This is a genomic window from Sulfolobus acidocaldarius SUSAZ (assembly GCA_000508305.1).
GTDB classification, from domain to species: Archaea; Thermoproteota; Thermoprotei_A; order Sulfolobales; family Sulfolobaceae; genus Sulfolobus; species Sulfolobus acidocaldarius_A.
Genome location: CP006977.1, coordinates 580170 through 605371 on the forward strand (window position 1 = coordinate 580170; position 25202 = coordinate 605371).

Genomic DNA, 25202 nt, shown 5'->3' on the forward strand with positions numbered 1-25202 from the left:
TAATATTAGCTTCTATGTCTCTGTTATATCTTCAACTTTCTTTTTCAGTCTACTCTGATACATCTCTAATATCTCATTTGGCGTTGTGGCTTCTTCAACGCTTTTATCATCTCTCCATCTTATGAAGCGTGGAAATCTTATGGATAAACCAGCTTCCTCTGAAACAACACCTTTGCAACAAGTATGTAATGGAGATAACGTTATTTCGGCGCCAATGATTTCAGCTACGTATTTTGGTTTTACCCATATATCTGGTTGTATTTCAGATTCCACTCTAGGATCTTTTTTATCTAGTTTAGCGTCAGATAACATCTTTTGTACTTCCTCTAATTCAGCATCACTGAAGCCTGATGCTACTTTACACACGGTATAGAAAGTATCTTTATCTGGATCATATGCTGCCATTAATAAGGAACTCAGTTTACCTCCCCTTTTACCCCTGCCATAAAAAGCTCCCACAATAACCAGATCAACGCTATCAGCCATTTCACTTTGATAGTCTTTCTTTAATTTTATCCATAAAAATCCCCTGGCTCCTGCTTGATATATTGAGTCTTTACCTACAGATTTTACTATAACACCTTCTGTACCATCGCTAATAGCCTGATGGAAATACTCTACCAACTCATTGACTTTATCAATATATTTGTGATCTGCAACCTTAACTATATCGTTCTGTGTTACAATTTCCTCTAATTTTTCTCTTCTGTCTGGTAAGGGTTTTTGCGTATAATCTTCACCGTCATTATACATGAGATCAAATAAGTATACATTGATCGGATACTCCTTTATAGCCTCACCTATATCATTCTTTCTTTTCCTATGCATTAGGTTCTGGAAGGGAAGAATCTCTCCACTTTCTTTATCTATCGCAACTATTTCTCCTTCCAGAATAACTTCATTACTCTTGATACAATTTTTAATGTATTCAACAACGTCTGGGTACTGTTTGGTTATATTCTCTAATCGTCTAGAGAAGATATAAACTTTCTCACCTTTTTTGTGAATTTGAGCTCTCTCTCCATCATACTTATAGTCTACTATTCCTTTACCGCCAACTTTGGCTAATATTTCTGATGGGTCTGTTAATCTTTCAGCAAGCATAGGTCTAATCGGTATTCCAACCTCTGGTTTAATCGACTTTATAGCTTCTATGCCATTTTCTGCTAAAAGCTTAGCTATATTTCCTAGATCAGCTCTCAAATTATATGCGCGTTCTATTAATGGCCGTGCCGCAGTTCCACCACCAAATACATTTGCTAACGCGTCCATGATTGTGGCATCACCTATGCCAACTCTCAATCTACCATCAATGAATCTAATTATGTATTTAGCCTCCAATGGATCAGCTTTTTTGAGGAGCCCTGCTAGGGAACGTATTTTCATATCTCTACTTCCTTCTCCCTCAGACAATGCTATCTTACTCAGTGATTCATAAACCTCTTCTACAGTTAGCTTAGTTACCTTAGTGGAACCTAAATACGATAGGACATTTTGTGATGAATTAGTTCTCTTAAGTTTGTAAGCTACCTCTCCTAGGTCACCTAGAATTCGTAATTGCTTTTCAATTTCATCTTCTTTTATGTTAGTTGAAACCGAGAGTGCTTTAATCATAAGTTTTTCTCCAAGTCCGATTTCAGGCTTTTCAAAGAAATCTGGCCACAATTTACCTTGAGTAATATATATTACTTTATCTATTATTTCCTTATCTGATTTCTTTAACAAATCCGTTAAGAGAGCTGTGAGTTGAATTCTTGATGAAATTTTTTCCAATCTGTCAAAATATTCAGCAATTAATTTAAACTCCACATAAATTATTTACCCTGAACATAAATAAAAATGATGACATAAAATAGCTGATCAGTGAAGACTCAGAGTTACTCTGATATATTTGTTTTGTGTAATACTGATTAATAACATTTAATAATGTAACAAGGAATAAGAGGAATTTCAATATGATTCTTGGTGATAGGGATTTAAAATATTATTTAGAAAAGGGTTGGATTAAGGTTGAGCCTATTTATGGTGACTCTGTGAGGGAGAATGGTATAGACCTCAGGGTAGGTAATGAGATTGCTAGGTTTAAGAAGACAGATAAGGTCTTTGACCCAGACAACCCGGACTACTCATTCTTTTACAAGGAAAGGGGAGAGGAATTCATCATAAGTCCACATGAGCATGTACTACTGGTTACAGAAGAGTATATGAAATTACCAAATGATGTTATGGCGTTTGTGAACTTACGCTCAACCTTCGCTAGACTTGGGCTATTCATCCCACCAACAATTGTTGACGCAGGATTTGAAGGTCAACTAACAATAGAGGTGGTCGGTTCATCATTTCCTGTGAAAATAAGGAGAGGAACCCGTTTCCTCCACTTAATCTTTGCTAGGACATTAACGCCTGTAGAGAACCCCTACCAAGGTAAATATCAAGGACAGAAAGGAGTAACCATACCAAGATTTAAGCTATAAGAATTTCCCATCCTTTTATTTCTGAATTATAGATTGCTAATCCTTCTTCCACAAGTTTTCTAAATAATTTGGCTTCTCTTGTTTCCAGTTTGCTCGCAGTTTCCTCTTTATCAGATGAATGTATCTCTTTTACTTTGTTTTGAAATTCCTCAAAGAACTCTCTACTCAATGCAATTCTTTCCTTCTGTGTATTTATTATCATTGCTCCTTCTCTTTCTAATTTATTAAAGAAGGCATCTGGATCTCTAAGCTTTACCTCAGATTCAAATATAACTCCTTGTTCATTAAGTATTTCGATTGCAGTTTTTTTGGGAGACTGTTGCTGAATCTGTTTATCATCCTTTTTACTCTGTTGCTGTCTAGCTTCTAAAGGTTTATTGGAGATCTGATCTTGTTTTTCAATCTTCTTGTCTTCTAGTTCTTCTATTCTTTCTGATAATTCAGCTATCTTTTTTTTGAGTTCTTCTAGTTGAGCAGTGAATGGGTTAATAAAGTCAATAACTTTTTTCTCTAACCTTGACATTAGTTGGTTTATTAGGTCATTGCTAGCCTCTGCTCTCGTAATTGTTCTCTGACTTTCATTACTCAAAAGAATTGACCTTATGTATTCAGAAACCAGAACATAACCTTCTTTCCTAGCCCTTTCCTCTAACTGCTTATATTCTTCTTCAGATAACTTTATATAAATGGTCTTCATTCACTAACTACTCTTCTCCTCTGTATTAAAAAATTAGTTATAATTGAGGCCTGTTATTGTTTCTCAGATTGTTTCTCAAGTATGGTATTTATGAAGTTCTCTTCATAAGGTACTCCTATAAACTCCACTGAATCATTTATTGCGATTGTTGGTACAGACATAACTTGATATTTTTCAGCTATATCCTGGTTTTCATATGCCTCTACAACTTCTGATATTACATTGCATTTACCTACTTTACAAGCTTCAAAAGCAACCATATGTGCTAGTAATGCTGCGTAAGGACAGTAAGGACAGGAGGGAGTAACAACTGTAGTTATCCTTGTAAAACCATTTAGTTTCTCCTTTATTGCATTCACAGTTTCCTTACTTAGACCACTTTCACCCTGAGAAAGCCTTACTATAGTTTCTACTAATGCTCTTATTTCCTCTCCTAATGGTGCACCAGTCCATCTTAATTTACCTCCAAGAAAGGCCACTGTAGGAACCCTAGTAACCTCGAATTCTTCGAATGTCTTAGCTTGGTCGGGGTTAGCCTTATCCACAACAGTGACTTCTAGTAAGGATTTTCCAGCACTATCTTTTGGTGACGCGTCCTTCACAAAGTTTAGAAATTTTTCTGTCACTTCGCAGTAGTGGCAGTGGGGATCCTTTGAATCAATAAATAAATGAACCTGAACTGTTGACTTCATATCCTTTAAGGCGTCAATTAATGCTTGTCTTATTTCATCTGTAAATAATTCTGCAAATTCTCCTTCCATCATGTTCACACTAAAGATAATCATTTATTTGGTTGAATAAAAATGTATCTATTGTAAATTCGAATGCTGAGACTTTTTACATTTAATGTCGCTGGGTCTAAGAACTATGATTTCATCAGTGTTTTTGTTAATCTCGCGGTATATCAATCCATTAAATTTCTTTATTTTCACCCTTTTATTTAACCAACAATCAGGTTTCAAGCCTGCTTTTATACATGTTTCAGCTAGAAATGTTTCAGAATCCCAACAATATTCTGAAGCAACTTGCGGTAATAAAAGTCCACTGTACATTATTCCATATTCTACTATAAGTCCATCTTCTCCCACATTTATAAATGATGGTAATTTCCATCTATCCTCAACACTGATTTCTTCCGGTTTAGTCAGTATGGTAACTTCTATTAAGATATCATTTAACTCACTTTTTGACAAAGGTGGAAATCTAGGATCAGAAAATGCTGCAGCTACTGCTGCCTTAGAAACTATTTCCTTTAATGGAGCCACAGCCTCCACATATCCTATACAACCCCTTAATGATGTTCTCTCCTCTTCAATTTTTTCTATAGTGACAAAAGCTAAACCTCTTTTATTCAAAACAGGATTTTTATACTCATCTAAGTTTAAATCAGCTAATTTAAATCTATTCTTTATAGAATCACGAGCAATTTTAATAAGTTGTTTTCCAATATCCACGTTAAGGTCATTAATTGTTACTAGTTGTTCTAAACTCATATTTTTCACTTATACTTTTAGCCTTAATAATTATATTTTGAATGCTCTTCCAATGCATCCCCTTCCAATACTCTTTTTTACATCTAGTACATTTCCATCTATTCTCATCAACCTTCTTTAAGATACCATTGCATTTAGTACATCTTGAATAATTCGGATCTGCATTTAAATCAATCTTGTATTTTATAGCAAGCATGGCTAGTATCTCTTCTATGTTCAATTCAGTATTTACGTAAAAACATTCTAGATCATTCTTTTTAGCTCTGTAACATAGTCCTCTATCCATCGTTAGTATAATTCTACTATCATTTTTAGCTATCTTTATTATTTGCCAGTCTTCGAAGTCCTTACTATACAAAGTATCGTATCCTAATATTCTAAGCCATCTAGAAAGTTTACCTAGCATCGCATCTGCAATAAACTTTTGCCCCTGCACTATACGTTATATAATGCCAGAAATATTAAAAGCCATGCAGAAAACAGTATTGCAACTCCTCTTCCAAAAAGATCCCATTTACTTTTACTTACATTTCGAAAAAGAATGTTAACGATAAGAATAGATAGTAAGTATGAGGCTATGGGAGTAATTAGTGAAGCCAATATGTTTTGTATTAAGAAAAACGATATTATACCTGCGCAAATACCTATTATGCCTCTAACAATTACTATTTTATCTTCTTTCTCCACGACTAATAATTAGAGTAATAAGGGGTAAAAAAGTGAACAAAAAAAATTCAATGTCTTATATAGATCTTTTAGCGTGGATAACAGAAAATAAAAGTATAATAGAAGGTAGTAGGATAGATAATGTATATAAGATTACTGGAATAAAAGCCTATTTATTTAAATTACACTCTAAGAATACGGATAAATTTCTAATAGTGGAGCCAGGCAAGAGAATTCATTTTACGAGATACGATAGAGAAAAGTCAAGTGAAGGAGAAGTAAGATTAATTAGAGAATTAATAAAAGAAAAAATAATAAAATCTATCGATATATTGGGCAATGAAAGGATTGCTAAAATTGATCTTATTGACAGAAAGATATACATAGAATTACTACCGAGAGGGCTTCTGGTTATAACAGATGGGAATAATAAAGTCCTCTTTTCCACTGAATATAAGGAATTTAGAGATAGAATTATAAGATTAGGAATTGAATATTTACCTCCCCCACAACCAGCCTCTTTAACAAGCGACGAAATAGAGAAATTGATTAATAAGGGTAATTTAACCAGAATATTAGGTGTTCCCCAGGAAATTTTAGAAGCTTTAAATATAAAAATTAACAGTTTAGAAGAGTTAGATGGGGTAAAAAATAGGATAAATGATCTTCTAAACACCATACGAGGAGGAAAATTCTTCAATTGTCTTATTAGAAACGTAACAGTACTACCAATTAAAACAGATGAATGTGTAGAGTACAACTCATATAATGACGCATTAGACGATTATTTCACACAACTGGAAAAGGATATCGTAAAAACAGAGGTAGACAAGAATTTAGAGAAGGAAAAGGGCAACCTAGAAAAAACCATAGAGGAATTGAAGAGTCAAATAGAGGAGTATGCTAAAAAAGAGTCTGAGATGAGACAAATTGCAGAAACAATTATCACTAATTATGAATTGGTAGAGAACACTATTAAAAATAGTAATAAGAAAAATAGTGTAACCTTAAAAATAAACAATATCTCGATAGACATAGATCCTAAATTAACAGTTTATAAGAATGCCTCTAAATATTATGATCTAGCTAAGGAATATTCTGAAAAGACAAAGAAAGCGAGAGAAGTCCTAGAAGAATTAAGGAAAAAACTTTCAGAATTACAATTTAAAATAGACGAAAGGAAAGAAGAGATAAGAATATCGCTTAGGAAAAAGGAGTGGTATGAAAAATATCATTGGGGTATGACAAGAAATGGTCATATTGTTATTGCAGGAAGAGACTCAGATCAGAACGAGAGCATAGTTAGAAAACTACTTGATGAAAAGGATATTTTTCTTCATGCCGATATTCAAGGTGCAGCTGCTACGGTGTTAAAAGCAAATTCAGGACAAGTATCTGAAGACGATATATTAGACGCTGCATATATAGCTGCGTGTTATTCTAGAGCTTGGAAGACAGGTTTAGGTAGTGTAGATGTTTTCTGGGTTTATGGTAATCAAGTTAGTAAGTCTCCCCCTAGTGGTGAATATTTGGCTAAAGGCTCTTTTATGATCTATGGAAGAAAGAATTTCATAAAAAATGTGAAACTTGAATTAGCAATTGGTATAATGAATCAGAACGACGAAGTAGGTCTCCTTTATGGTAGTGTGTACAGTGTAGAAACAAGGACTAAAAACTATGTTGTAATAGGACCTGGAGATGAGGATTTAGAAGAGATATCTGAAAAGATATTGAGGTATCTATCACAATCGAGTGGAGTTAAGGGGCTTAGAATTTTAAAAGAAGAAATTATAAGGCAATTGCCTGGAAAATCTAGGTTAATTTCAAGAAAGACATAAAGCTATTCGATTTGATAAAAATATAGTTAAGAAATGCCTAATCTCACTTTAGCGGAAAGAGTATCATTAATAGGACCTATGGACTATAGGCTTCTCAAGTTTCTATACGAGAAAACTGCAACTCATGACTGGATAAAATTAAGTCAAATCTCAGATGAGTTGGGGATAAGTAAGAGAGAAACTTTGTCTTCCCTATATAAACTATATGATTTAAGGCTCGTATCAAAAGAGTCGGTTCTAGGTGAAAATGCATATAAAATAACATTCACAGGTCTTAATGTAATTTCGACCAAGAATTTGTACGTAAATAAAATTCTAAATAAATTAGGAATTATGATAGGAACAGGGAAGGAAAGTGAAGTTTATATTGGCTATAATTTTGACGGGGATCCTATCATAGTCAAGTATCATAAACTTGGAAGAAGTTATAGAAATTATAAAAAATATAGAGAAGATACAGATTCTAGTTGGATAAGAAGGGCTGTACATAACGCAGAAAAAGAATATAACGCTTTGAAATGTGTTAAAAGTAATTATGGGCAAGTGCCCTCTCCCTTAGGATCTTCACTTAATGCTATAGCTATGGAATATATTTATGGAAAAGAGTTGTATAAAATCGAGATTTCGGATCCAGAGAATGCTTTAAATGACATTCTGTCCACTGTGAGGATAGCGTATAAGGAGTGTAATATTATACATGGAGATTTAAGTGAATATAACATTTTATATTCTCTCGATAACGACAGATCTTACGTTATTGATTGGCCTCAAAGTACAAATATACAGAATGAGGAGATCTTACTTAGGGATATAACCAATATCCTTTATTATTTCTCAAAGAAATATAATATAATAAAGGGAGTGCAAGAAACCTTAAACTATGTTAAGGGGTAGTTATGAAAATTATAGGTGTAGATATTGAAGCTGGGAGTAGTCCTCTTTCATCTAGGCTTCCCCTTTATGCAATTGTAGTATTAAATGACAAAGGCGAAATTGAGTATAAGCAAGAAGGGATAAACATAGGAAAACTACTAAGACTAGTTTGGGAAATAAGACCTTCCAAAATAGCGTTAGATAATATTTATGAATTAGCTCCGAATGAGAGAAAATTAATTAAGATTATATCAATGTTGCCTGATAATGTAGAGTTAGTTCAGGTAACGTATATAGAAGGAGAATTCAAAGACCTAAGGGAAATTCTAAGAAGTTTAGGTATAGAGGTTCAAGGTAAACTAAATCCGATCAAGACTGCTTATTATAATGCGTTACTAGCCTTTAAAAATGTAGGTACTGCAATCTCCCTAAGGGAAAGTAAGACTAAAATTATCGTATCAAGAGGTAGAGCCATAGGACCAGGGGGGATGAGTAGTAATAGATACAAAAGGAATTTAAGGGGACTAGTTCTACGAGCTACAAAAAAGATTAAAGAAGAATTGAATAAACATGGTTTTGATTATGATTACGTTGTAAAAAGAAGTAAAATGGGAATTGAAAGAGCTGTATTTATAGTATATGCTCCGAGAGAGAGTCTATACGGTATAGTAAAGAAAATGAGGGGCCATGATCTTAAGGTAGAAATTAAATCGATATACAAAAACAAGATTGAGTTTAAGGATAGTAAAAGGCTACTGAAACCTGTAATAGTAGGTGTGGATCCAGGAATAGAAGTTGGAATATCAATTATCGATATTTATTCAAATCCTATCTATTTAGATAGCAAAAGAAATATAGACAGAGAGGAAATAATAGAAATAATAAAAAAATACGGAAAACCAGTTCTTATAGCTACTGATGTAAATCCGGCTTCAGATACGGTGAAAAAGATCTCAGCACAACTGAGATGCAGATTATTTATCCCTCAAAATTCTTTAAGTATTGATGAAAAAACAGAATTAGTTTCCAGATTTTCGGAGAATCATGGAATTAAAATAAATGATCCTCACGTTAGAGACTCTTTAGCAGCAGCGCTCAAAGCATATCATGAAGTGTCTCAAAAATTAAGGCAAGCGGAAGGAATTCTGAGAAGAATGGACTTAGATATCGAGGAGCACGAGATCTTAGAGTGTATAATAAAAGGTAGTACAATAAATGAGTGTATAGAGAATGAAATAGAGAAAGAGATCGGGAAATCTGATGAAGAGATCAAAATAGTTCAAGATAAAAACAGTACTCAAACAGTTCCTGATACTTATGTGAAAGCTGAAGAATTGATGGAATATAAAAAAGAAATAGAAAGATTAAAACGCAGAATAAGGGAACTTGTATTCCAAAATAGTATATTACAGCATAAGTTAGACGAAATTAGGGTTGAATTTAACGCAGAAGTTGAACGTGATAGAAAAATCTATGAACTAAAGTTAGAAATTCAGAATATGCAAAAAGTTATTGAAAATCTAAATTTTGCTATAGTAAATAAACAGAAGATGATAGAAAATATGGCTGAAATACTTGATAAGGTTATCAAAAATGAGTATATAGTCCTTAAGAAGGATAATTTTCCCATATATATGAGATTGCTGAACAAGAAAATTTTCTTATTTGATGAGCAGATTTCAGATGATATGATAAAGTATGTAGGAGACGACTATATAATAATTCCAGAATCTTTACTTAAAGACTTGAATATTTTATATAGGGAAAGACTTAGCCAAGAGTCGTCTAAAATAGATCTTAAGAAACTAATAGATAATTATAGAAAGTCTAGGTTAAAATAGCATTGTTTTACTTTCAAGTATTAGTTCTGATAATTTTGTCACAGAGCTTAACAGTTCATCTGTTATTCCTTCTACTTCTCTTTTGATTTCGGTAGTAATGTTTTCAGCTGCAAGTTGGACATTTGCTATTAGTGGATCATTTATAGGTCTACCAATTTGTCCTAATATTTCAACTTGTACTCCGTTTATTCCTTTAACATCCTTATGTACTTTTTGTGCTATAAGATTCGCCAATACATTATACAATTTTCCTACATGATTTACTGGATTCTTACCCGCTGTGGCTTCAAGAGACATTGGTCTCATTGGTGTTATCAGACCTGTAGCTCTATTTCCACGTCCTGTCATACCGTCATCTCCATGTTCAGCAGAAGTTCCTGTCACAGTTAAGTATACGATCCCTTTATCAATCTTGTCACCTGTGTTAATATTTACCTTTACACTGTATTCAGGAGCAAGCTTTGATGCAAGATCTAGTATTTTCTGTTTAGCCTCCTCTTTTACCTGTAAATAATGATTTAAGTCATCTATTAATTGACTAATTGTAGCCATAGCTACAGTTAACTCTATTTCCTTGCCTTTTCTTAGTCCCATCACTTTTATATCTTCGCCTATCTCAGGTATTTTAGATCTTATCTCTTTGGAATTTAACAATCTTTCAGTGCTTAAAACCAAATTTTCAAGTGTTGAATAAGGTGCAAATCCAACTCCAAAGCTCGTATCATTAGAAAGTGGAACTTGCTTGTTAGCCTCGAATAGTCCCACCAAATCAGTCGAACCCTTACCTATTTTATAATCAACAACTACATGCTTTTCCACATCAAGATATCTGAAATTCTCCTTTATCCAGTCCTTTACACTTTCAATTATAATTGTTCCGATAGGTATATTTTCAACTCCACTAGGTGTCTTAACCTCTGTTGTAGCTCTTCCAGATACAATTACGTAAATCGGTTGAACCACATCTCCTCCTTTATATTTAGGAGTTGCTTGTCCTCCTACTACTAGTGTTTTGTCCAAGTTGTGGTGTAATATTGTACCAAATGCTTTTAGATAATAAAGAGATAGTTTCCTACTAGCTTCCTCAGATGCCGAGTCAGCAATATAATCTGGGTGTCCTACTCCTTTTCTTTCTGCTAATTCAACTTCTAATTTATCAGGATTAGCCCAGTGACTTTGTTGTACATTTATATTTTTTGTCATTAGGACTCCTCTTCTCATGAGTTTATTATAAAATTATTTTTCCTTACCCATTATTGATTCATAGTCTATGCTTATAAATAGAATGTTACTTCCCCTAATAAGTACCCTTCCATATTTGGCAACTGGATCGCTAGTTCCTTCCCTATATTCAGTACAGTCCTTTAATACTAAGTTCATTGTTCCATCGCTTTGTTCTAATCTCCCAACATATTCCTCGCCATTTTTGAGTTTAACTAGCACGATTTTATTCAACGCTGTTTTCAAACTCTTTAAAGGATTTTCTATCTTGGCTTGCACAGTAAGTCTCCTCACTTTCTTTTTCTGATAATGTCTAATATAAAAGAGTTCTTATTTTTTCCTGTTCACGTTAACTTACATAGTTTTACGATGAATAGTATCGCTTATAAATTTTTACAAATAATATAGCAGATATGGAATTAATATTGACTGAACCAGAGGACATAATTAAAGTATCTAAGGCTCTCAGTGTAATGAGCAGAGTAAATATACTCAAGTTGGTTGCAGAAAAGCCAATGAGCGTAACCGAGTTAAGTGAGTTTCTTCATATGACAAAAGGGAATATAAGTAGCCAGTTAGCTGAACTAGAAGATGCAGGGCTAATTGAAATAAAATACGAAAATGGCATGAAAGGTATAAAGAAAATAGTGAAATCAAAATATACTACTATTGTCATATCTTTAAGCACTGGCGACACTAAGGAAGTTTAGGAAAACAGGAGAAGGTGATAAAGGTCTACTCTTGTACTCTGGATGTGCTTGAGTACCTAGGAAGAACTTATGGTTTTTCAATTCTATAATCTCAACCAATCCATTTTCACTTACACCTGATATTATCATACCGTATTTCTGAAGAAGATCAACATATTCAGGGTTCACCTCATATCTATGTCTATGTCTCTCATATATGTGTGGAGAATTGTATACAGAATATGCTAAAGTGCCCTCCTTTAGTATAATTTTTTGGGCTCCTAATCTCATGGTACCACCTACCTGAACTATTTTCTTTTGATTATCCAAGAGAGTTATAATCGGATACTTCGTAGTTGGATTTACTTCGGTCGTATTAGCCTCTTTTAATCCCAACACATTTCTAGCATATTCTACAATGGCTAGTTGCATTCCAAAACAAATGCCAAGAAATGGTATGTTATTTTCTCTAGCAAATTTTATGGCTTGTATTTTTCCTTCCACGCCTCTGGATCCAAAGCCAGGTAAAACAATAATACCGTTAACGTCCTTAAGTTTATTAATTTCATCTTCTGATTTTTCTAGGTCTGAAGACTCTACCCATACCAATGTGGGCTTTACTCTAAGTTTTGCAGCAGCGTGATAAATCGCTTCTTTAATACTGATGTAACTGTCCTTAAGTTTAGTATATTTTCCTACTAAAGCTATTTTAACTTCTTTTGAAGGGTTCTTCATATTTTCCACAAATTCTAACCATTCAGCAACGTTTGGTTCCTTTGGTTCCAATCCTAATTTATTAAATATCTTTTTTGTTATATTTTGCTTCTCTAAAATAAGAGGGACTTCATAGGTTAACTCTACATCGTAATTAGACAGTATATAATCTGGTTTTACATTGGTAAATAATGCGATCTTCTTCTTCGTTTCGTCATCAAGAGGTAATATGGATCTTGCTATTATCATGTCAGGCTGGATTCCAATTCTTCTCAGCTCTTGTACACTATGCTGTAATGGCTTTGTCTTTAATTCACCTGTAACCCTTAAGTATTCAACGAGTGCTACATGAATAAACATAAGGTTCTCTTCCTCTTCTAGCTTCATTTGTCTAACTGCTTCCAAGAAAGGCAAACCCTCTATATCACCTACAGTGCCTCCTATTTCGATTATGGCAATTTCCGCATTAGTATCATCAACTGCTTTCTTAACTAATCCCTTTATTTCGTCTGTCACATGAGGTATAATTTGAACTGTTTGTCCTAAATACTTCCCTTCTCTTTCTTTCCTTATAACCTCAAAGTAAACCCTACCTGCAGTTATATTGTTATAACGTGTCGTATTTATCCCAATAAACCTTTCATAATGCCCCAAATCCAGATCTGTTTCAGCTCCATCATCTGTCACAAAGACTTCGCCGTGCATATATGGATTCATTGTCCCTGCATCTACATTTAGATATGGATCAACTTTTATCGCAGTTACATTATAACCACTAGATTTTAAGAGAAAACCTATTGAAGCAACTATAGTACCCTTTCCTACACTAGATAGAACTCCTCCTGTAACTATAATGTACTTAGTCAAGGGAAATCACAGCTATAATTTTATGAACACCAGTTTTAAAAGTCAATTGTTTAGTTTAAGAGTATGAGTTATGTATGAGGCGATTATGATGAGACTTATCTCTAATCTAAAAAATGCGAAGCTTATACAAGTTGCTTTAGATTTTATAAATATTCAAGATGCTGAGAAAGTTGCTATTCAGGCAATTAAAGCTGGTGCTGGTATAATAGAAGCAGGAACCCCTCTTGTAAAAGCAGAAGGGATAAGGGGTTTAAAGAGATTGAGAGAATTGAATCCAAATGGTATAATTCTTGCTGATACGAAAACTGCTGATGCTGGAGACGTTGAAGTTGAAATAGCAAAAGCAGGAGATGCTAATATTATGACAGTTCTAGGGATAATGGACGATGCTACAATAGAAAGCGCAGTTAAAAGGGCTCATGAGTTAGGTCTTCTAGTACAGGCAGATCTTATAAATGTAAGAGATGTTATAGGAAGAGCTCAAGAACTAAAGAAATTGCAAGTTGATATAATCGGTCTACACGTTGGGCTAGACGTTCAGAAAAAGAGAGGTATAAGTATAGTAGATTTAAAGAATGAAATAGTGGAAATAAGTAATTTGAATGTGATTATCTCTGTTGCAGGTGGATTAAATAAAGATAGAATAAAAGAGCTAGCGAATTTACCTGTAAATATATTCGTGGTAGGCGGTGCTATTACGAGGGCTTATGATCCATTCAAGGCAACTGAAGAAATAGTTAAAATAATTAATGCCTAATTAGTATATGAATTATCGAGGTGTTGTTTTGTCTCAACCCGGTCAGACTAAATCAAAAGATGTTAAGATGGTTAATAGACAAGTGATAACTCCTGACGCATTAAAAGAAGATAAGAAGAAAGTATTATTATTATATTTCCTAAAAACTGTAGGTGGAGTATCTGAAAAAGCACTAGTTGCAGCTCTTAATGATTTGAAGCAAAAGGGGCTAGATCTAGGATATCAATTTAATGTCCTTGGGAATAACGTGTATAGTCCGGTACTAAAGGAAGACCTAACCACATTATTGTACTTAGGTTTCATCGAGACTGATCCACAAAGTAAGAAACTTAAATTAACCAATAATGGTATAGAATTTCTAGACTCTCAACAGATAGAGGAAGATTTTAAGAATAATTTAACACAAAAAATAAATGATATTAAATCTAAGATAACTGCAATAGATGAAGAAAATAGATTAAGGTCAAGGAGAAGATATTAATTTTTAAATTAGAATACAATAATTTTTGATAAATTTTCACTAAAAGTTAGATTAATTTTACATTGGCATAAATCCTCTTCTAGTCTGCTGAGGTTGCTGTCCTTCTTCTACTGGTCTGCTCCATATTAATGGATCTAGTTTTCCTTCCTTGCTTAATTTGACTACTAAGTCCTTAAATTCACTGGTATGTCTTATATCAAGTTCTAAAAGATTCTCTAGTAACTCCCAAGTTGTTTTCATTACATCTTCGAGCATCTCTTTGGGCATGTGTTTTATTATCTGGGGATCCTGTAGCCATTGATCGAAAGCTTTTATTGTCCTTAATATATGTTGAAAGGCTACTCTAGTTGCAAGTATTAAGTCTAATCTGTCAGAACTAGAATTTTGATACTTCTTCTCCAACTCCTTTAATGTTGCAAGAAGGTTTTTCTGCATTTTTATCCATTCGTCAAGGTTTGAGAGATAATTACTACTTTCCACCTATTACACCAATAAATCATATGTGATTGCAGATTAATAAACATATGTTAGGGTTATTTTTCTTTCAGATTAAATGGCAGTCCTTCCTCAACTATATTTGTTGGTATCTTATCCTTATACTTCTTAAGAAAATCTATTTCTTCTTCTTTTTTCCTAAGTTTATCAGGTAACATTCTAGGTATTTCATCTATAACTGGATACCATCTTTTGCAATTTGGACAATAGAGCAGGGCATCTACGATCTCATATTGGTAACATTCATCACATGGTAGATCTGATGATTTAGTTTCACTAATATTTATGTTCTTAAATGAGCAGAAAATTTCGCATAATGGTTTCTTTTCATCCTTTATCTCTCTTTGTATTTTCTTGTACGAAAAAATGTGATATTCTAAGGGAAAGTGTTTACAAATAGGGCATGCTAATAGGTCTAACAGCCTATACTTCATTTGCTTTCTACAAATTTTTTTAATTCTTCAGCTAAAAGCATTGCTTTACTTTCGTCTTTAGCCTCTACTAGTATCCTAATGATAGGTTCTGTACCACTCTTTCTGACCAGGAACCAAAAGTCTTCTCCTATTATTTTAACACCATCAATAGTAATCACTTTTCTCCTATTACCATAGGACTTTATAAGATCTCCATATAACCGCTGTATGTCATATTGTGGTTTTAAATTTACCTTAGTTTTAACTAGATAATATTTAGGTAATCTATCAAATAATTGGGCTGAAGATAAATTCTCACTTGCCATAAATTCTAGCATTAAGGCAAAGCTCATTGCACCATCTCTAACGTATTGATGTGGTGGATATATGAAACCACCGTTTTCCTCAAAACCTGCTAATCCTTTCTCGTCCTGCAGTTTATGTGCAATGTCAACACTACCTACTTTTGTCCATAAAACCTCAAGACCGTATTTTACTAAATACTCCTCTGTGAGACTAGAGCTGGATACCGCAGTAACAATTACTCTACTACCCTTAGGGTTCTTCACATGACTCCAATATGATAATAAGGTCCCGCTTCTGTCTCCCCACTGAACTCTGCCTTCGGAGTCAAGAAAAATTGCTCTGTCAGCATCTCCATCATGGGCTATCGATAGATCGGCTTTTAGTGTTAATGCAATTTTTGCGGTTTCTTCTAGAGATTCAAATGTGGGTTCAGGCATTCTAGCTGGAAATAACGGATCTAAATTTCCATTTATGGTATATACTTTACATCCTAACTCTTTTGCTACTAATGGACTTGTTAACCCTCCTACACTATTTGCAGAATCAATTAATACAGTATATCCTTTTTTAGATATCTTCTCAGTATCTACATGCTGTAATATCCCTTTCACATAGGTCGGAATCACTCTATCTTCTTTTTTCACGTCATTAGTAAGAGCTTTCCATTCAATACTATTAAACCTCTCACTAAACAAAATTTCCTCTATTTCATTTTCTTTCTCTCTTCTTATTTCAACTCCGTCCTTATCTATTACTTTGATTCCATTATACTCTGGCGGATTATGACTTGCAGTAACAATTACACCTGCATCATATCCTAACGTTTTTACAGCATACTGTAAAGTAGGAGTAGGTGCCAGTCCGCCATAAAAAACATCTACTCCTGTACTTAATAGTCCCGCTTCAACTAGTTTAACATACATATCTCCTCCGGCTCTAACATCTCTCCCTACCAATAGTTTACTGCCCTTACCGAAGAACGAGCCTATGGCTCGTGAAAGTTTAAGGACAAGCTCTGGAGACAGATCCCTATTTATCAAGCCTCTAACTCCATCAGTGCCGAATAATTTACCCATACTTTTAACTAGCTTACCAAATTATATAAACGTAATTCTTCTATTAATTTTAAGGGTCAAAAATCCTTCATAAATTTGGTACAACGAAGACTATTTAGATAACAATTATGTTATGAAAAACTACGTGTTTTTTTAAGTTAGCATTCAAATACATGGAAATCAGAAATGCGTAATCTTAGTTGCCTAAGTCTTTATGCTAATGGCTAAAATTTGTCTTGTGATATCATCTTGTCATGGACAAGATTTTTAGCTTAAACTCTTGTAGAGCTCAAGCACCCTTAAAGCTACGTTCCTCCATCTCCATTCCCTAGAAATAGAGATGTTATTCTCCCCTATCTCTTTCCTTATTTTAGGGTCTCTAAGCTTCTCCACAGCATCCTTCAGGTCCTGGCAACTGGAAATCATGAACCCGTTTACCCCATCCTTCACTATCGTTGATAGAACCTTAGCTCTATTACCAACTATCACCGGGACTCCCCTGGCCATAGCCTCCTTTATGACGATACCTTCTGCCTCTATATCTGAAGTAAGAATAACAGCCAACGACTTATCCATCAGGGAGTACTTTTCCTCCTCACTGGCTACGCCTAAATATTTCACTTTATCTTCAAGACCCAATTCACTGACTCTTGTCATAATCTTCTCTAGATAGTCCTTATCCCTAACTTGTCCTATCAGGATAAGCTTCACGTTCAGATTTTTAATACATTCAATCGCAAAGAGCTGGTTTTTCTCGGGACTTATTCTACCAATGTAAAGTAAATAGTCTTCACGACCTTCAGATTTGGGATAATTAAATGCCATATCATCAACTCCGTTTGGGATTACGACTATCTTAGAGCCGTCATACCCAAGGTTTATCATCTCCTCCTTCTCCCATTCACTTACTGCAATTAATTTATCGACTCTCTTTCCTATGTCTCTCTTTAACCAGTTTATGACTCTACCCTGATCACTTACAAAAATGTGGTGTGGGGTCATTACCAATGGAGCTTCTCCTAACGGTAAAGAGAAAAAGAGAAAAGTGTAAAGGTTCCAGGTACTTAACTTCCTCCCTAAGTTATGAAAGTGGAGAACTGAAGGAGAATCTCTATAGATCCACGTTCTTTTATGTCTTACTACCTTTATTCCATCTATGATCTCAAATGGAAGGAGCTTCCCTCTCTCCGTGTAAGTATCTCTCGTTGTATGAACTTCAACGTCGATAGACATTTTAACTAATTCCCTGCTTAAATTGAACACATGAACTTCTGTACCTCCTCTCACTGGAAGAAAGAGTGGAGTCAACATCCAGACCTTATACATGAATCATCCTTTCCTTATCAATAACATGAAGTATAACATTAAAACCCTTACAGTATTTCAAAAATCTTTTCAATTCTGACCTGTATCTTTCCGATAAATTAACAGAGAACAACGATTTAAAGTGACTTGAACTGATTTTTATGCATAATATCTAATAAAAATTCAATAATTTTATGTTAATCAATATTTTGTCGTCTTGTTTCAACTAAGCGCATATTTCCATTTCAAAAATTAATGGTTTACATAGCCTATAACTGCTAATTGTAATTGTAGTATTGGGTGTGGAGATGGCGAAAAATAAGACGCGTTGCAAATACGGTGACTATATTATACGCGAGAGGAAAGGGCGGATTATGTATATAAGATAGAGAATGTGAACTGTGGGACAAGGGAAACTTACGTTGGTTCCTTAATTGACGTAGTTGAGACTTACCTAAAATTGAAAAATAGCAACGGGGGAGTGGGGGGTGTCCCCCACAGCGCCGGGGGTGGGATTTGAACCCACGCAGGGATAACCCTACTGGCTCTCAAGGCCAGCCCCTTGGACCGCTCGGGCACCCCGGCAGCATTATATAGATACTTTTTCACCCTTTAATACTTAACCGCTAGAACTAGTGAATAACCCTTAGCTCTCTTATAAACCTTCACCTCATTTAGAAACTTAGAAAATTCCATAACAACATTTGCTTCTCCCTTATATACCACTACCTCTATTATTCCTCCGATTTCAAGACGTCTTCCTGCTTCTTCAGAAAGTCTTTCTATGAATTCTTTTCCTGCTTTTAAGGGAGGATTAGAATAAATTCCAGTAAATTTTAGATCATTTGGTACGTTTTCAAATAGATTACTTTTAATCACTGTTATTCTATTACTAAGATTGTATTTATTAACATTTTTCGATGTAAAGTGTATTGCTTTCTTATCGACATCGATCATGTAGACTTTAAGGTTCTGATTTACAAGAGCAATGTATATACCTATTGGTCCATATCCACATCCTATATCGGCTACAATTCCATGATTAGGCAAAACTAAGTTCTCTAGTAAAATTCTTGTACCTAGATCTAGCTTATCTTTGGAAAATAAACCTCTACTACTTTCCAGGCTTAGAGGTATTCCGTTCACTACATCATTCACTATTATCTTTTCGCTCATCTCATTTCCAACTTTTTGGGTATATGTCTCTTTCCATAAAAATTCTTTTAGGCCTTATAACTTCGCCTTTTTTACCAGATTCTAATTGCTTACTTTCTACAATACTCTCTCCTATAGCCACAAGTTCACCTTTAAGAGTTAGAATCGCTACGTCTTGATTTTTACGAAAGTTCTGATAAGCCAGTATACCAGGTAGGTTTAATTTAGCTCCATACGTTATTGCGTTTACTGCCGTATCGCTCACTATAACTTTTGGAATTCCGCATACCCCGTACTCCATAGGGAGTAGAATTCTCCTCAAATCACTCTCATCTTTACAGTTTCTGTATAGGTATAATGATTCTGAAACTTCTTGGAGTGTAACCATATTAGTTTTTTCTGTAAATATACCAGACCTAATTCTTCTTAACTCTCTCATATGTGAACCACAGCCTGCTATAACACCTACATCATGACACAATTTTCTCATATAAGTTCCTGCGTCAGACTCGACTCTTAGTAGTATTAATTTATCCTGAATATCTAAAATATCGATGGCGTAAATTCTCCTTTTTCTTATCCTTCTTTTTACTGAGGATCTTACTGGCGGTTTCTGATATATTTCGCCTACGAATTGGCTTATTATTTCTTTTAACTCCTTTGGGTCTACATTACAGTGCATTTGTAATAAGCAAATGTATTCCTTTCCACTCTTGCTAATGTAATTCATTAATTTTGTTGCATTCTGTAATCCTATCGGTAATACTCCGGTAACCTTGGGATTTCCCCACCCGTTATACGGGTTCTAGGGTTCCTCCATGTCCTGCCTTGGTAATGTTAAAAAGCTTTTTTACCCAATAAGCTACCTCATGGCTTGTTGGACCAGGTGGTTTATCTAGATTGATTATGGAGTTTTTTATCAAAGATTCGATTGGTCTCTTATCTGCATAAAAGCCAAATTTCTCCTCAGTGTCTTCTTCTCTCAAGATTTTCCATCTATTTTCATAACTACAAAAAGAATCTATCTTGTTTATAAATTCATAAATCATACTAAATCACAGGTATTTTCGGTTTAACTGCCTCTTTTATAAAATCAGTCAAACCTGATTGCTCTATAGCCTGTTTTACTTCTTGATCTGTTGCTCCTTTATTTATTTCTACTTTCTTGTCTGTTGGTTCAATATGAAGTATATTAACTCTTCTCCTTTTGACTCCATTAATCTCTTTTGGTCCTGTTACTAGGACAAAATTACTATCTATGATATCTACAATTACACATTTTTTACCAGCTTCTCTGCCTCTAGTTTTTACACAAATCCTACCAATCTCTATCGCAGGCATATTCTACCTAACCTAAAAAACAAGAGTTGTATAAAAATATAAACTTACTGCCAGTACTTGCGTGTTCTTAAAAACTTTCTTTCCTCCTCAAGTAGACTCTCAAAAAACCTGTCCTCTCCATCACTGAGCTTATTAAGAACTTTCCCAATGTTATTTATTCCTACTCCTCTTGCACTTAATCCTATGGCGACATATTTTTTGTAAGTTGAAAACATTGATGAGATATTCTGAAGTATTTCAAATCTCTTTTTTTCGTTCTTCGAGATCTTTGAACCTTTAATGACCTTTTTAACAATTTCGACACTTTCTTTATCATCCTCATCAGTTACGGTTAGGAATATTGAGCCACACTTGGTACATCTATCCGGTACCTCAGCAGCATAATATATATTATTCCACCCGCACACCATACAAATTATTTTAACCTTATTATTTAACAATTTACGTTTAAAGATCTCTATCATTACTCCTTTTTCATCTGAATGTGCTGCAACAAATAGTTTGTTAAGGAATTCTTTAGCTAGTGGGGAGAAGCCTGGTACTTCTATACATTCCCAAGTAAGTCGAGTTAGGAATTCCTTAAGTGTTACATCGTAGTTTTTATACATAAGTTCTTTCACTGCTTCTTCTCCAACTAAGGTATCAGTATAAGCTTTAAGGAGAGTCTGCGAGAATGTTATATCGGTTTTTTGTTTGTCTATAAGACCGAATCTTTCCGCTTCAATCAAGAGTTTCCATTTATATTGTGGACTTTCTTTTATAGCCCTCTTTAGAAGGTCTTCAAATTCACTAGAACTTAAACTATTTAGTATTTTTATTGCTTTTGTAAATTCCTCCTTTGATACTGGAACTAAAGAGGCTATTGCTATATGATAGGGATCACACCTATATGTAGTTCTCACTCCTTTTACTTGGGTTAATAAAAGTGATAGTAACGCACCTAGGGTGTTATTACCTCTACTTCCTAATCCTGCATGTAAAACTATTAGATCATTGTTTATTTCTACAAGGATTTTACTTTTAGTTGGAACAGGGTATCCTCGTCTTTTTTGCTCTTCTAGTAACGAAGAGATCTTTTCGAGTATTTCTTTTGGTAGGTCTATTTGCTCTCCTCTTTCTATTCTTTCGATATAATCATAGACCTTAATGGAAATTTCTCTTTCAACTGGTATTGATTCACCAAACCAGCTTGGCAAGACTCCGCTTTTTAGTTGTGCGTTTTCGACATAAATACGATTTTCCTCTATTGATACTACTCTCCAAATTTTTCCTCCCAGTATGAATACGGTATTTTCGTCCAGTGTAGCCACGAATTCATAGTCTAACGTTCCTATTTTAGTGTTAGAAATATGGTCTATGACTATGTAGTCTTTTATAGAATCCGGTATCATATTTGTACTGTAATAATACCTCCATAATCTTCCTGCCGGTGATATCTTATCTTTATTATTTCTAATTATTCTTGCAGATTCAAGTATACTTAATGTTTCTTCAAATTCCTCTTCTGTTAAGTCATTGTATTGAAATGATGATTTGATTAAGTTAAAGATTTCTTTCTTATCTGTAATGCCTTCTAGTACTAGACCTGCTATTTCGTGGGCCATAACATCATAAGGTTTAGGTTCTACTATTGGTTTTTCTAGGTATCCTTCCTTTAAATTGTCAATTATACTTTTGCATTCTAATATGTCAAAAATATCATGAGAAGGTAATAGAAAACCACTAGAAACTTTATTTATTGAATGCCCACTTCTTCCGATTCTTTGTACAAGTCTTATAACTTGCTTTGGAGAGGTATATTGAATTACTCCATTTATTGCTCCTATATCTATTCCAAGTTCTAAGCTTGAAGTGGCTATTAATGCATCAAGATTGCCAGTCTTAAATTCTTTTTCAGCTTCTAATCTTATTTCTCTTGATAGAGATCCATGATGTGTTCTCACTTTTAGTTGAGACAATTTTGATAATTCAGAGGCTAGAAATTCTGTACTCTCTCTAACGTTAGTGAAAACAAGAACTGGTCTATTCTCTCTTATCAATCTTTCAAGTTCTCTTATTCTAGCCAGCGTATCTGGATGTAAGCCTGTCTTATATGATAACTCAGCAAGATCCTTTGAAACTGTTGGTATGACCAGCTCTATTTTTACATCTTTTCTGGTATTGTATTCAGCGACCTCTACATTCCTTCCAATAAACCTCTTCGCTAATTCGATATCGCCTATTGTTGCTGAGAGTCCAATTAGTTGAATTTCATGCTTACTTAACCTCTTTAATCTTTGAATAGCTAAAAGTAATTCATAACCCCGTTTCTCATCAAGCATTTCTTGTAATTCATCTATAATGATCCATCTTATATTTCCTAGTAATTCTCTTATTTTCTGGTTTACTAGTAAATAGAGTAATGTTTCAGGTGTTGTGAGAAGTAAATCAGGTGGATCTTCTAAGATCCTTTTTCTTTGCCTCTCCGTCGAATCTCCGTGTCGAATCGCTATTTTTATTCCTAATACACTACCTATCTTACTTAATCTATCTTCAAGATCTCTATTTAATGCTCTTAACGGAGTGATATATATAGTAGAAATTTTCTCAGTATTTGAGCTTAGTATTTTATAAAAAACTGGGAAAATAGCAGTTTCTGTTTTTCCAAAGCCAGTTGGTGCAATAACAATAGTGTTCTTACCCTTAAGTATAATTGGTATTCCTATTTTTTGTATAGGGGTAAGACTCTTATAGCCAAGTTCGTTCAACTTATTGATAAATGTCTGAGAAACACTTATCATAAACTACATAATAACCTTATTTCTGAGACTAATATAAGATATGTTGAGAAAACACATTATAATAATAGTCTTTTTAGTCCTTGAATTTCTCATATTTACGTATTTAGTTAATACTGGATATTTGAATATTTCAAATATAAATCTATATATATTCACTTTATATCTCATAAGTGTTATTATAGCTATAAATGGAGTAATAATCTTTATTTTGACTGGTTCCTTAATTATTTCATTTTCCTATTTTCCTGTTCAATTATTCATTTATCAACTTATAGCAGGTAATATTACAATTTCATTCCTAACAAATGTTCTATTGCCAAGTCTAATAGGATATTTTTATCTTTTATTTTTCATTTCAATAATTACGTGGATTATAAGAAGGAATATATCAGATTCATGGTTGGATCAGATAAGAACTTACGGTCATAAGTTTTCTATCAAGAGACTCGCTATTTCTTTAGTCATAAGTGTAGTTGAATTAATTCTTCTTAAAAATTATTATTTATTTTTTGGTTCACTTCTTTCTTCTATCGGTCTTTCATTTTTTGGAGAGGTTACAGATGTTCCGTTGGTTCTTCTTTCATGGATAATCTTTCCTTATTCGATTTCTCCAAAAATTCACACTGAAAATAAGGGTATATGCATAGGTAAAATAGTTGGAGTTTTATCTAAGGGTAGCATTCTAGATTCTTCTTTAGACAATATCATCACAACTTCTAAGTACAAGTGGATAAAATTAAATCAGGATTTTTGTGTTAACTTTAGTAATTCTAAAAATTTCAACTCAATAATTATAGGTACAAGCGGATCGGGCAAGTCCAGTTTGGCTACTCTGATTTCAAAAAAGCTTAACGTCTCATTTACCATATTTGATCTTCATGGAGAATATTCTATTCCTAATGCAGTTAAAATTGATATGTCAAAAGTTACCATAAATCCACTAAGTCTATTTGGTCGAAGTCCAAAGGAAAGAGCATTAGAAGTAAGTTACATGCTCAAGAGTCTCTTTAATCTGGGCAATATCCAGACAATTGAGCTATCTAACCTAATACTTGAGGCTTATATGGAGAAAGGAATAGATCCTGATGATATAGACACATGGAAGAATCCTACGCCAAATTTTAGGGATTTGCTTCTCTTGCTCGAACGTAAGAAAAAAGCCGCCATAACTTCACAGGATATATCCAAATACCAGTCAATAGAACCTTATTTGATATTTCTTTCCTCTACAATATTTACCCAAAATAACGTCAATATTACTGATATCCTAGAAAAGAATTATGTACTTGATTTTTCTACTATACCAACCAATGAGGTTAAACACATAGTAATGGAGACTATTCTTAAGGCAATACAGAGCTACATGTACTTGGAGAAGTTTCCTGACGTAAGGAAAATGATAATCATAGATGAAGCACCATTTCTACTGAGTAAGGATTCATCAAGGGAGTTGGTTAAAAGATTATTTTCAGAAGGGAGAAAGTTCGGGTTTGGTTTTGTGGTAATTTCGCAGACAGTAGATTATGTCAAAGATCTGTTTGGAAATGCATATCTTACTTTTGTATTAAATGTATTGGAACCTAGAGAATCGGAATATTTGAGTAGATATTTTGGTGGACAAGATAATGACATGTACTTAGCTGTATATGAGACTTTACAAAAATTACCCAGAGGATTTTTTATTGTAAGGGATTTATTAGGTAGATTTATATATTTAGTTCAGGCTGACATTGGTGAGTAA

The 25202-nt window shown here is 33.9% G+C and carries 26 protein-coding genes and 1 tRNA gene; 8 read left to right on the forward strand and 19 right to left on the reverse strand.

All coding sequences use genetic code 11. The features are described from left to right. Positions 1 to 12: 12 nt before the first annotated feature. Positions 13 to 1809 carry an ATP-dependent DNA ligase gene (locus SUSAZ_03555; protein ID AHC51140.1) on the reverse strand — a complete coding sequence of 599 codons (1797 nt, stop codon included), beginning with the start codon at positions 1807 to 1809 and terminating at the stop codon, positions 13 to 15. Positions 1810 to 1955: 146 nt separating this feature from the next. On the opposite strand from SUSAZ_03555, the gene SUSAZ_03560 reads away from it, so the two are divergent. After that, the gene (locus SUSAZ_03560) at positions 1956 to 2474 is read left to right on the forward strand and encodes a deoxycytidine triphosphate deaminase (protein ID AHC51141.1); all 519 of its coding nucleotides are present in this window, start codon (positions 1956 to 1958) and stop codon (positions 2472 to 2474) included. On the opposite strand, the gene SUSAZ_03565 is transcribed toward SUSAZ_03560, so the two are convergent. From SUSAZ_03565 to SUSAZ_03585, 5 genes are read right to left on the reverse strand one after another with little or no spacing between them, the layout of a single operon-like run. Beyond that, entirely contained in the window at positions 2464 to 3171 is a 708-nt protein-coding gene (locus tag SUSAZ_03565) for a hypothetical protein (protein ID AHC51142.1), read from the reverse strand. The genes SUSAZ_03560 and SUSAZ_03565 overlap by 11 nt on opposite strands. Positions 3172 to 3224: 53 nt before the next feature. Continuing rightward, on the reverse strand, positions 3225 to 3932 hold the full coding sequence (locus SUSAZ_03570) for a glutaredoxin (protein ID AHC51143.1): 708 nt from the start codon (positions 3930 to 3932) through the stop codon (positions 3225 to 3227). A gap of 48 nt (positions 3933 to 3980) precedes the next feature. Beyond that, positions 3981 to 4664, reverse strand: a complete 684-nt coding sequence (locus SUSAZ_03575) for a hypothetical protein (protein AHC51144.1) — start codon at positions 4662 to 4664, stop codon at positions 3981 to 3983. Then, positions 4636 to 5100, reverse strand: coding sequence for a hypothetical protein (locus tag SUSAZ_03580; GenBank protein AHC51145.1), 465 nt, complete (start codon positions 5098 to 5100; stop codon positions 4636 to 4638). The genes SUSAZ_03575 and SUSAZ_03580 overlap by 29 nt, the downstream gene beginning before the upstream one ends. Continuing rightward, entirely contained in the window at positions 5100 to 5351 is a 252-nt protein-coding gene (locus SUSAZ_03585) for a hypothetical protein (protein AHC51146.1), read from the reverse strand. Before SUSAZ_03585 ends, SUSAZ_03580 begins: the two co-directional genes overlap by 1 nt. 32 nt (positions 5352 to 5383) lie before the next feature. On the opposite strand from SUSAZ_03585, the gene SUSAZ_03590 reads away from it, so the two are divergent. The 3 genes from SUSAZ_03590 to SUSAZ_03600 are packed head-to-tail and all read left to right on the forward strand — an operon-like array spanning position 5384 to position 9882. Then, a complete protein-coding gene (locus SUSAZ_03590) occupies positions 5384 to 7168 on the forward strand; it encodes an RNA-binding protein (GenBank protein ID AHC51147.1) in 1785 nt (594 codons plus the stop codon). A 33-nt stretch (positions 7169 to 7201) separates the two neighbouring features. After that, positions 7202 to 8062, forward strand: a complete 861-nt coding sequence (locus tag SUSAZ_03595) for an RIO-like serine/threonine protein kinase fused to N-terminal HTH domain (GenBank protein ID AHC51148.1) — start codon at positions 7202 to 7204, stop codon at positions 8060 to 8062. 2 nt (positions 8063 to 8064) lie between these two features. Then, positions 8065 to 9882, forward strand: a complete 1818-nt coding sequence (locus SUSAZ_03600) for a hypothetical protein (GenBank protein AHC51149.1) — start codon at positions 8065 to 8067, stop codon at positions 9880 to 9882. On the opposite strand, the gene SUSAZ_03605 is transcribed toward SUSAZ_03600, so the two are convergent. Beyond that, on the reverse strand, positions 9874 to 11085 hold the full coding sequence (locus SUSAZ_03605) for an S-adenosylmethionine synthetase (GenBank protein AHC51150.1): 1212 nt from the start codon (positions 11083 to 11085) through the stop codon (positions 9874 to 9876). The genes SUSAZ_03600 and SUSAZ_03605 overlap by 9 nt on opposite strands. A 33-nt stretch (positions 11086 to 11118) precedes the next feature. Then, positions 11119 to 11382, reverse strand: a complete 264-nt coding sequence (locus tag SUSAZ_03610) for a Sm ribonucleo (GenBank protein ID AHC51151.1) — start codon at positions 11380 to 11382, stop codon at positions 11119 to 11121. 134 nt (positions 11383 to 11516) lie between these two features. Between SUSAZ_03610 and SUSAZ_03615 the strand changes: the two genes are divergently transcribed. After that, the gene (locus SUSAZ_03615; GenBank protein ID AHC51152.1) at positions 11517 to 11813 is read left to right on the forward strand and encodes an ArsR family transcriptional regulator; all 297 of its coding nucleotides are present in this window, start codon (positions 11517 to 11519) and stop codon (positions 11811 to 11813) included. Here the strand turns inward: SUSAZ_03615 and pyrG are convergent. After that, the gene (gene pyrG / locus SUSAZ_03620) at positions 11784 to 13373 is read right to left on the reverse strand and encodes a CTP synthetase (protein AHC51153.1); all 1590 of its coding nucleotides are present in this window, start codon (positions 13371 to 13373) and stop codon (positions 11784 to 11786) included. The two genes, SUSAZ_03615 and pyrG, sit on opposite strands and share 30 nt — an antisense overlap. A gap of 70 nt (positions 13374 to 13443) precedes the next feature. Here pyrG and SUSAZ_03625 point away from each other — a divergent pair, with 70 nt between their 5' ends. Together SUSAZ_03625 and SUSAZ_03630 are read left to right on the forward strand one after the other, a co-directional pair. Further along, positions 13444 to 14130 (forward strand): D-arabino 3-hexulose 6-phosphate aldehyde lyase, encoded by a 687-nt coding sequence (locus SUSAZ_03625; GenBank protein ID AHC51154.1) that lies wholly within the window; start codon positions 13444 to 13446, stop codon positions 14128 to 14130. Positions 14131 to 14158: 28 nt separating this feature from the next. After that, on the forward strand, positions 14159 to 14611 hold the full coding sequence (locus tag SUSAZ_03630) for a hypothetical protein (GenBank protein AHC51155.1): 453 nt from the start codon (positions 14159 to 14161) through the stop codon (positions 14609 to 14611). Positions 14612 to 14668: 57 nt separating this feature from the next. Here SUSAZ_03630 and SUSAZ_03635 read toward each other — a convergent pair whose 3' ends face one another. The 10 genes from SUSAZ_03635 to SUSAZ_03680 all read right to left on the reverse strand — a co-directional run bounded on the left by SUSAZ_03635 (position 14669) and on the right by SUSAZ_03680 (position 23461). Continuing rightward, positions 14669 to 15046 carry a hypothetical protein gene (locus tag SUSAZ_03635; protein AHC51156.1) on the reverse strand — a complete coding sequence of 126 codons (378 nt, stop codon included), beginning with the start codon at positions 15044 to 15046 and terminating at the stop codon, positions 14669 to 14671. A gap of 98 nt (positions 15047 to 15144) precedes the next feature. Next, positions 15145 to 15540: a hypothetical protein gene (locus tag SUSAZ_03640; GenBank protein AHC51157.1), complete on the reverse strand. Its 396-nt coding sequence runs from the start codon at positions 15538 to 15540 to the stop codon at positions 15145 to 15147. Next, positions 15537 to 16901: a phosphoglucomutase gene (locus SUSAZ_03645; protein AHC51158.1), complete on the reverse strand. Its 1365-nt coding sequence runs from the start codon at positions 16899 to 16901 to the stop codon at positions 15537 to 15539. Before SUSAZ_03645 ends, SUSAZ_03640 begins: the two co-directional genes overlap by 4 nt. A 246-nt stretch (positions 16902 to 17147) precedes the next feature. Then, positions 17148 to 18206 carry a glycosyl transferase gene (locus tag SUSAZ_03650; protein AHC51159.1) on the reverse strand — a complete coding sequence of 353 codons (1059 nt, stop codon included), beginning with the start codon at positions 18204 to 18206 and terminating at the stop codon, positions 17148 to 17150. 480 nt (positions 18207 to 18686) lie between these two features. Then, positions 18687 to 18770, reverse strand: a tRNA-Ser gene (locus tag SUSAZ_03655). Positions 18771 to 18797: 27 nt separating this feature from the next. Then, positions 18798 to 19361, reverse strand: a complete 564-nt coding sequence (locus tag SUSAZ_03660; GenBank protein AHC51160.1) for a methyltransferase — start codon at positions 19359 to 19361, stop codon at positions 18798 to 18800. A gap of 1 nt (position 19362) precedes the next feature. Beyond that, the gene (locus SUSAZ_03665) at positions 19363 to 20070 is read right to left on the reverse strand and encodes a pseudouridine synthase (protein AHC51161.1); all 708 of its coding nucleotides are present in this window, start codon (positions 20068 to 20070) and stop codon (positions 19363 to 19365) included. A 64-nt stretch (positions 20071 to 20134) separates the two neighbouring features. Further along, positions 20135 to 20389 (reverse strand): tRNA pseudouridine synthase A, encoded by a 255-nt coding sequence (locus SUSAZ_03670; protein ID AHC51162.1) that lies wholly within the window; start codon positions 20387 to 20389, stop codon positions 20135 to 20137. 1 nt (position 20390) lies between these two features. Beyond that, positions 20391 to 20681: a 50S ribosomal protein L14 gene (locus SUSAZ_03675; GenBank protein AHC51163.1), complete on the reverse strand. Its 291-nt coding sequence runs from the start codon at positions 20679 to 20681 to the stop codon at positions 20391 to 20393. A gap of 44 nt (positions 20682 to 20725) precedes the next feature. After that, the gene (locus SUSAZ_03680) at positions 20726 to 23461 is read right to left on the reverse strand and encodes a helicase (GenBank protein AHC51164.1); all 2736 of its coding nucleotides are present in this window, start codon (positions 23459 to 23461) and stop codon (positions 20726 to 20728) included. 400 nt (positions 23462 to 23861) lie between these two features. Here SUSAZ_03680 and SUSAZ_03685 point away from each other — a divergent pair, with 400 nt between their 5' ends. Beyond that, positions 23862 to 25202, forward strand: a complete 1341-nt coding sequence (locus tag SUSAZ_03685) for a hypothetical protein (protein ID AHC51165.1) — start codon at positions 23862 to 23864, stop codon at positions 25200 to 25202.